Annotated in this window: 1 protein-coding gene; it reads right to left on the minus strand. The window is 55.5% G+C overall.

Going from position 1 to position 1,570, the window contains the following annotated elements; all coding sequences use genetic code 11:
• Nucleotides 1–98 precede the first annotated feature (98 nt).
• Entirely contained in the window at nucleotides 99–1,304 is a 1,206-nt protein-coding gene (locus RR842_RS14615) for an IS110 family transposase (protein ID WP_332725731.1), read from the minus strand.
• Between the last annotated feature and the right edge of the window lie 266 nt (nucleotides 1,305–1,570).

Here is a 1,570-nt window from a genome sequence, read left to right on the forward strand (position 1 = left end):
AAGGAGACCAGCTATGAGGAGTCAAGACCCATAAACAACTTATTTTGAGATTTTGGTTTATTGGCTTTTTGCACTTTGACAGCTTCATATCGAACCGCTCAGAGCGTGGTGCTAGCTGTTGGATGAGTATAGGTTGGATCGTACGGCTCTTGTTTCGAGAGCACGGCATAGATCACGTGGATGAGCTTTCTGGCGACTGCTATGAGAGCTTCTCGATGGGCTTTGCCTTCGCCTCGCTTCTTGACGTAGTAGTCGTAAAGCGGCGTCTTACATTTGAGCTGGGCCATGGCGGCTAGGTAGAGGGCTCGACGCAGGTAGGGTGATCCCTGCTTGGTGATGTGGTTCACCTCGCCTTCGAATGTCCCGGACTGGTTCTTAGAGGGGTTGATTCCGGCGTACTTGACGATGGCCGGCGCGTTGCTGAACCGCTTCACGTCGCCGATCTCGGCGACGATTGGGGCACCGAGCTTGTAGGAGATGCCGGGGATGGTGAGGATCAGGGGCTCTATCTCGTCGAGCAGGCCCTTTACCTTCTCGTCCACCTCCGCCAGCTGGTCTTCGATGAACTCGATCTGCTTGGCCAGCAGCTTGATCTGAAACGAGAAGGTGTCGCTTGCGAGCGTGATTCCGCATGAGCCCTTTGCCGCGGCCTTGAGCTCGTCGGCCTTCTCGCGGCCGAGCTTGCCGTGGCTTGCCTTGTCAAGCAAATTTGTGAGCGTTCTGATATCGATACCCATGCACTCTTCGGGTGTGGGACAGCGCTTTAAAAACGCCTTGGAGGTTTCGCCGAACGTGTCGGAGAACAACCTTGCGTACTCGGGGAACACCTGGTCGAGCGCCACGATGATCTGGCGCTTTAAGTCGGCGATATCTTCGGTTATAGCCTGCTGCAAGCGCGTCATCTGACGAAGGGACATCATCTTCTCATCGGCAAGCTTACTTGGCTCGAAGTCGCCGCAGCGAAGCGTGTCGGCGATGACGACGCAGTCAATCGCGTCAGTCTTCACCTTGCCGAGATTCTTAAAGCGGCGCATGGCGTCAGTGCGCATGGGGTTGATGACCACAACGCTGAAGCCCCGCTCTGTCAGAAAGCAAAAACAGGCGAGCCAGTAATGGCCGGTAGCTTCCATACCTACCATGATCTCGGCTCCGTCATCTGCCAACCCATCCAGGTAGGCGGCGCACTTCTCGAAACCCGAAGTCGAGTTCTTAAACGTCATGGGCTTGGAAAGCGAATGTCCACGCTCGTCAATCGCTCCGATGACATGGTCGTACTTGGCTATGTCGATTCCTGCAAACAGCATGGCATACCTGCCTTATTGTCGCGGCAGGCTCCTGCTCGACCATCCGGGCCCACTACCTCCTAAAAGAGATTCGAGGTGGCCCAAGCGCTTGGCCCCATCATCCAGCTTATCCGTGGACTGCCCCGGATGGGGCAGGTTGTCGGCCTCCTTCACGAGGTCCATGCCTCAGGGCGAATGGCGACATACCTGCCTTGCCGGTCAATGCATCACATTCTGAACGGTTCGATTGAAGAGGTCAAAATGTAACGTAACTAACTATAGGAGGG

The sequence above is a fragment of the Gordonibacter sp. genome (assembly GCF_036667095.1).
GTDB lineage: Bacteria > Actinomycetota > Coriobacteriia > Coriobacteriales > Eggerthellaceae > Gordonibacter.

Bases quoted from the DNA above. Each gene is read 5' to 3' on its own strand.
- RR842_RS14615 (WP_332725731.1), bottom strand. From the start codon at position 1,304: ATGCTGTTTGCAGGAATCGACATAGCCAAGTACGACCATGTCATCGGA.